Source organism: Streptomyces doebereineriae (assembly GCF_031845645.1).
GTDB lineage: Bacteria > Actinomycetota > Actinomycetes > Streptomycetales > Streptomycetaceae > Streptomyces > Streptomyces canus.
In genome coordinates this window covers 1-390 of the sequence record NZ_JAVREZ010000580.1, presented here as the reverse complement: position 1 = coordinate 390, position 390 = coordinate 1, and the positions used below count along the sequence as shown (strand labels likewise).

The 390-nt window shown below is 63.6% G+C and carries 1 protein-coding gene; it reads right to left on the bottom strand.

Annotated elements, in window-relative coordinates:
* The coding region (locus tag RNB18_RS53350; RefSeq protein WP_311721224.1) for an adenylosuccinate synthetase at positions 1 to 390 on the bottom strand (390 nt) is incomplete at both ends.

The window sequence follows — 390 nt, the reverse complement described above, 5'->3', positions numbered from 1 at the left end:
CGCCCTGTTCCAGAGCCTGGTTCAGCAGCAGCCGGGAATCGGCGATGCGGTGCTTGAAACCTTCGGCCTGGGCGAGCAGGTTCTCCACCACCTCGGCAGGCTCGAGCGCCTTGCGGTTGTAGATCTTGACCAGCACCTGGTTCTTGAATTCCAGTGCGCCCTCGATCTTTTCGGCCAGCAACTGCTCATCGAGCACATCGGCGACCCGGATCCCGATGCGGGCGATCTTGTCCTGGTAGCAGGGACCGATGCCGCGGCCGGTGGTGCCGATCTTCTTGCTGCCCGCGTAGCGCTCCACGACCTTGTCGATGGCGACGTGATACGGCATCAGCAGATGCGCGTCGGCCGAGATCAGCAGGCCCGAGGTGTCGACGCCTCGATCTTCCAGAC